General features: G+C 41.1%; 7 protein-coding genes. 3 read left to right on the top strand and 4 right to left on the bottom strand.

Features of this window, described 5'->3' with window-relative positions:
- The 4 genes from CK510_RS27350 to CK510_RS27335 all read right to left on the bottom strand — a co-directional run.
- Window positions 1-218: DUF1186 domain-containing protein (locus CK510_RS27350; RefSeq protein ID WP_143289464.1), on the bottom strand; the 218-nt coding region annotated here is incomplete at its 3' end.
- Between the two features lie 88 nt (window positions 219-306).
- Complete coding sequence (locus CK510_RS27345) at window positions 307-819, bottom strand: hypothetical protein (RefSeq protein ID WP_095724655.1); 513 nt, start codon at window positions 817-819, stop codon at window positions 307-309.
- A gap of 63 nt (window positions 820-882) precedes the next feature.
- Window positions 883-1,209 (bottom strand): hypothetical protein, encoded by a 327-nt coding sequence (locus CK510_RS27340; RefSeq protein ID WP_095724654.1) that lies wholly within the window; start codon window positions 1,207-1,209, stop codon window positions 883-885.
- Window positions 1,194-1,460 (bottom strand): hypothetical protein, encoded by a 267-nt coding sequence (locus tag CK510_RS27335; protein ID WP_095724653.1) that lies wholly within the window; start codon window positions 1,458-1,460, stop codon window positions 1,194-1,196. Before CK510_RS27335 ends, CK510_RS27340 begins: the two co-directional genes overlap by 16 nt.
- Window positions 1,461-1,680: 220 nt before the next feature.
- Here CK510_RS27335 and CK510_RS27330 point away from each other — a divergent pair, with 220 nt between their 5' ends.
- The 3 genes from CK510_RS27330 (at window position 1,681) to CK510_RS27315 (ending at window position 3,974) form a co-directional block, all read left to right on the top strand.
- Window positions 1,681-2,568: a pirin family protein gene (locus CK510_RS27330; RefSeq protein ID WP_095724652.1), complete on the top strand. Its 888-nt coding sequence runs from the start codon at window positions 1,681-1,683 to the stop codon at window positions 2,566-2,568.
- Between the two features lie 232 nt (window positions 2,569-2,800).
- Entirely contained in the window at window positions 2,801-3,430 is a 630-nt protein-coding gene (locus CK510_RS27320; RefSeq protein ID WP_095724651.1) for a glutathione S-transferase N-terminal domain-containing protein, read from the top strand.
- A gap of 73 nt (window positions 3,431-3,503) precedes the next feature.
- Window positions 3,504-3,974 (top strand): pyridoxamine 5'-phosphate oxidase family protein, encoded by a 471-nt coding sequence (locus CK510_RS27315; RefSeq protein WP_143289463.1) that lies wholly within the window; start codon window positions 3,504-3,506, stop codon window positions 3,972-3,974.
- Window positions 3,975-4,034 lie beyond the last annotated feature (60 nt).

Raw genomic sequence — 4,034 nt, 5'->3', positions numbered from 1 at the left:
TTCTCTCGAAATTGCGCTAATAAATACAGCACATACAGAGGTAGAATATAACCGGAATCTTCCAGTAATTCATCTAAATTGTTCTTACAATCTTTTAATGTTTCTATTAATACAGGTGTAATAGCTGTTTGTTCTGAAATTGCACCTTCCACTGCTTCACGGGGAAAGATTCTAGTTTCGTTATATTTAAGCTGCTCTATAATTTCTGCTAATTCCATGCGACCAATTAGATTGATTTAAAAGTTATTATGCAACTACTTATCTTCTCACGGATGGTCGATATCGGAACGAAGGATTGGCTGAAATTTAATCCCACCAATAGGAAATAACAATTGCATCGCGATCGCGTTTTTTATCCTCTCCCCATAATGCTCCTTCAAACCGATATCTTAATTGCCGTTTGAGTCGAAAGCTATAACTTTCATCCGTACCATCGGTTACATCCACCGAATCTGCTTGCCATTTTTTGCCAAAATCTACTAGTTGAGACACCTTTGTATCTTGATTTTCCGTGAGGATATGTAGGGTATCTGCGGGATAGTTCACAAAGTGGATGATACTATCTTCTGGCATAGGATGATAATTTGCCATTGCAATTAAAGTATCAATTACACCACCAAAACTCAAACCATTTTCATCTGGAGCAAAAATTGGTTTTGTAAACAAAAAGCTACACCACAATTCTGAATGTTGGGAAAGGTCGGTAATTACTCTGTCACCATAGAAATTATTGAATTGACGCTGCCAAACTAAAGCTGCAAATAGTTCTTGGGGAGAATAGGATTGAGCAATTTCTTGAATTCTTGTTAAGTCCAACATGGTTTTATTTCTCGTTGTAAAGACAATTGATTGAGGAATAATTTTTGTTAAAAAATATTAATTTTATTCTTTGCTCGTTCCATCAATCATCGCTAATAATGTCATCAGCCGTGCGGATTCTTTCCCCAGTTTACCTGATAATAAAAACCGATACCATTGCCGTAGCTGATGCAAAATAACAGTGCGGTGTAGATAATTGTCATCTAAAGCAAACAGTTCCAGAATAGCCTGCCTTTGAGTGCTTCCCCGTCCCAAAATTCTCAGCCACAGGGTCGATCTATCTTGGGGAAGTTCGTTAGTTGCGATAATGGTTGTGCAGAAAGCAGATGGTAATTCGTAAACCCCTGGAATATCCACCGCAGATGCTCGTGCAGTCAATCCTTGGAGCATTTGCGAAGTGATAGAGGGTGTGCGTCCACAAGTTCCGCTTCCCCGATTACTTCTGGACTGACCATTATTCGCTTGTTCCCAGCAGTAATCGCTGTGAGATACTCAGTTCCCCAGTTAAATCGAGAGGGATGCTTGAAGACTCTCAGATTTGGATTGCGAGGAATTGGTTCGTTGAGGTAAATATCTCCAAAATCACTTAGTAAAACTGAGAGATAGTGTTGGGCAAAGATAGTAAAATTTGGACGAGACATAATTGCTTTTAAGCATTAAATTTGCGATGATTTAGTTGTTATTATTTGCTTAATTACTTTAATCGCTATTGCTAGATTGACAAATCGTAATATGGCTTGTAAAGATGAACTGTGACCTAGATTAATCATATTTTATCTAAATAATTAGTAACCGATAATTTAAATAGTATCGATTCATGGGAACATTTAAGTATCTGTCACCAGCTATGTACTTTGGCAAATGTCCAATAACATTGAGAAAACAATAATACCTCACATCAAAGACCTGGGTGGATTTCAAGCTAGACGACTTCTTCCCAACAAAAATCAACCGATGGTGGGGTCTTTCATCTTTTTTGACCATTTGGGACCTGCAACATTTCCCCCAGGTAAAGGGGTTGACGTGCGTCCACACCCGCACATAAATTTGGCGACGGTTACTTATTTATTTGAAGGAACGTTATTACACCACGACAGTTTGGGATTTGTCCAAGAAATTCGTCCTGGGGAAGTTAATTGGATGACAGCAGGAAGCGGTATTGTTCATTCAGAGCGGACTCCAGAAAATACCCGTATTCAAGAAGCTACGCTCCACGCAATTCAAACTTGGATAGCGCTTCCCGAAGAATACGAAGAAGTTTCCCCTTCCTTTCACCATTATTCAGCAAGTAGCCTTCCCCAATGGAACAGCAACGGCACCTCTGTAACCTTAATTGCCGGAAAAGCTTGCGGATACGAATCTCCCGTCAAAACCTTTTCACCAATGCTTTATTTGGACGTAAAATTTGACCTAAATGCCAGTTTTACTCTCAATTCCGAATATAGCGAGCAAGCAATATACAGCGTCACTCCTGGAATTGCCATTGATGGTGAACCTATTGAGCAACACTCTTTAATTATTTTAAAGTCAGGTGCTTCTGTAGAAATTACCTCGAATGCCGAAGCGCGTTGTATTGTTATTGGTGGCGAACCAGTCGGGCAGCGTTACAAATGGTGGAATTTTGTTTCCAGCCGTCCGGAGCGCATCGAACAAGCGAAAATTGACTGGAAGGAAGGACGCTTTGATCAAGTACCAACGGAAACAGAGTTTATTCCCCTACCAGATGATTCATTTATGGAAGGATTTTGAGACATCGCAGTAACTTATCAATTCCCCCTATTGTGCAAATAATCCCTTTTTCCTTATGTAGCCTTGGCACGAGATGGTAAAATTGACCTTGATGCTTATCCCCATGTAATTGCTTGGAGCGATCGCGTTCAGCAACTACCTGGCTATATTCCAATGCTAGGTATTTAGAGCATGATAATTGTCATTTTATAAATATCTATCGAACATGGGTAGTTAATCTTTAGGAGCAACCATGATTGACCTTTACTATTGGACAACTCCCAACGGTCACAAAATTTCCATTTTTTTGGAAGAAGCTGAACAAGCTTACAGAATTCATCCGATCAACATCGGTAAAGGCGACCAATTCCAGCCATTTTTCTTGCAGATATCGCCCAATAACCGAATCCCTGCCATCGTGGATCATAAGCCTGCCGATGGCGGCGAACCAATCAGCGTATTTGAATCAGGCGCAATATTACAATACCTAGCGGAAAAAACTGGAAAGTTTCTATCAAACAATATTAGAGAGCGATTAGAGACAATGCAGTGGTTGTTCTGGCAAGTGGGCGGACTTGGACCCATGCTAGGTCAAAATCATCATTTTACTCAGTATGCACCTGAACAAATCCCCTATGCAATTAATCGATACCTCAAAGAGACAGAACGATTATACGGAGTATTAGATAAACAATTAAGTAATAGGGAATACATTACAGGGAAATATTCTATCGCAGATATGGCAGCTTACCCTTGGATTGTCCCTTATGAGCGTCAACAGATCAATCTGAATGATTTCTCCAACGTCAAACGCTGGTTTGATTCCATCCAGAACCGTCCAGCAGTCAAACGAGCCTATGCCAAAGCTGAAGCAATTAATTGAGGAAGCAGCAAATATGGTAAAAGTCTCTATGAGCTAATTTCAGTTTCAAGCCATAATCTCAAAGGAAAACAAGATGGCAAATCCAGGTTGGTCACATCCCGAATCGCCATTTCACGCGGGGGAACTGGCAATCCAAGCTCGATTAGGCGCACAGGAACGGATGGATAAGCAAGGACGGCGAGTGATTCGAGAATATCTCCCCGACCAGTTTCGGCAGTTCTTCACCCAACTTCCCTATGTGATAGTAGGTACGGTGGATGGGGCAGGTAATCCTTGGGCTTCGATTTTGGTGGGGGAACCGGGATTTCTTTCCTCGCCAAGCGATCGCATCTTCAAGGTTACAGCTAAACCTCTATTTGGCGACCCCTTAATAATTACCCTTGTCAACGGAATCGATATTGGCTTTCTCGGCATAGAACTACATACTCGTCGTCGTAATCGCTTGAATGGCACTGTTACAGCAACTCATGCAGATGGCTTTGATGTGGAAGTGGGACAAAGTTTTGGTAACTGTCCTCAATATATTCACTGGAGTTTAGACTAAAGCGGTCTCAGCAACACTGCGAGCGCGGACAAAAAAATAGAGAGATACCTGTGTAAAAAC

It is taken from the genome of Brunnivagina elsteri CCALA 953 (genome assembly GCF_002289455.1).
Lineage (GTDB): Bacteria > Cyanobacteriota > Cyanobacteriia > Cyanobacteriales > Nostocaceae > Brunnivagina > Brunnivagina elsteri.
The sequence above is the reverse complement of the archived record's forward strand: the minus strand, read 5'-3'. Positions and strand labels throughout refer to the sequence as shown.

Excerpts from the sequence above, each read along its gene's own strand:
- CK510_RS27330 (WP_095724652.1), top strand. The coding sequence starts at position 1,681 with ATGTCCAATAACATTGAGAAAACAATAATACCTCACATCAAAGACCTG.
- CK510_RS27340 (WP_095724654.1), bottom strand. The coding sequence starts at position 1,209 with ATGCTCCAAGGATTGACTGCACGAGCATCTGCGGTGGATATTCCAGGG.
- CK510_RS27345 (WP_095724655.1), bottom strand. The coding sequence starts at position 819 with ATGTTGGACTTAACAAGAATTCAAGAAATTGCTCAATCCTATTCTCCC.
- CK510_RS27335 (WP_095724653.1), bottom strand. The coding sequence starts at position 1,460 with ATGTCTCGTCCAAATTTTACTATCTTTGCCCAACACTATCTCTCAGTT.
- CK510_RS27315 (WP_143289463.1), top strand. The coding sequence starts at position 3,504 with ATGGCAAATCCAGGTTGGTCACATCCCGAATCGCCATTTCACGCGGGG.
- CK510_RS27320 (WP_095724651.1), top strand. The coding sequence starts at position 2,801 with ATGATTGACCTTTACTATTGGACAACTCCCAACGGTCACAAAATTTCC.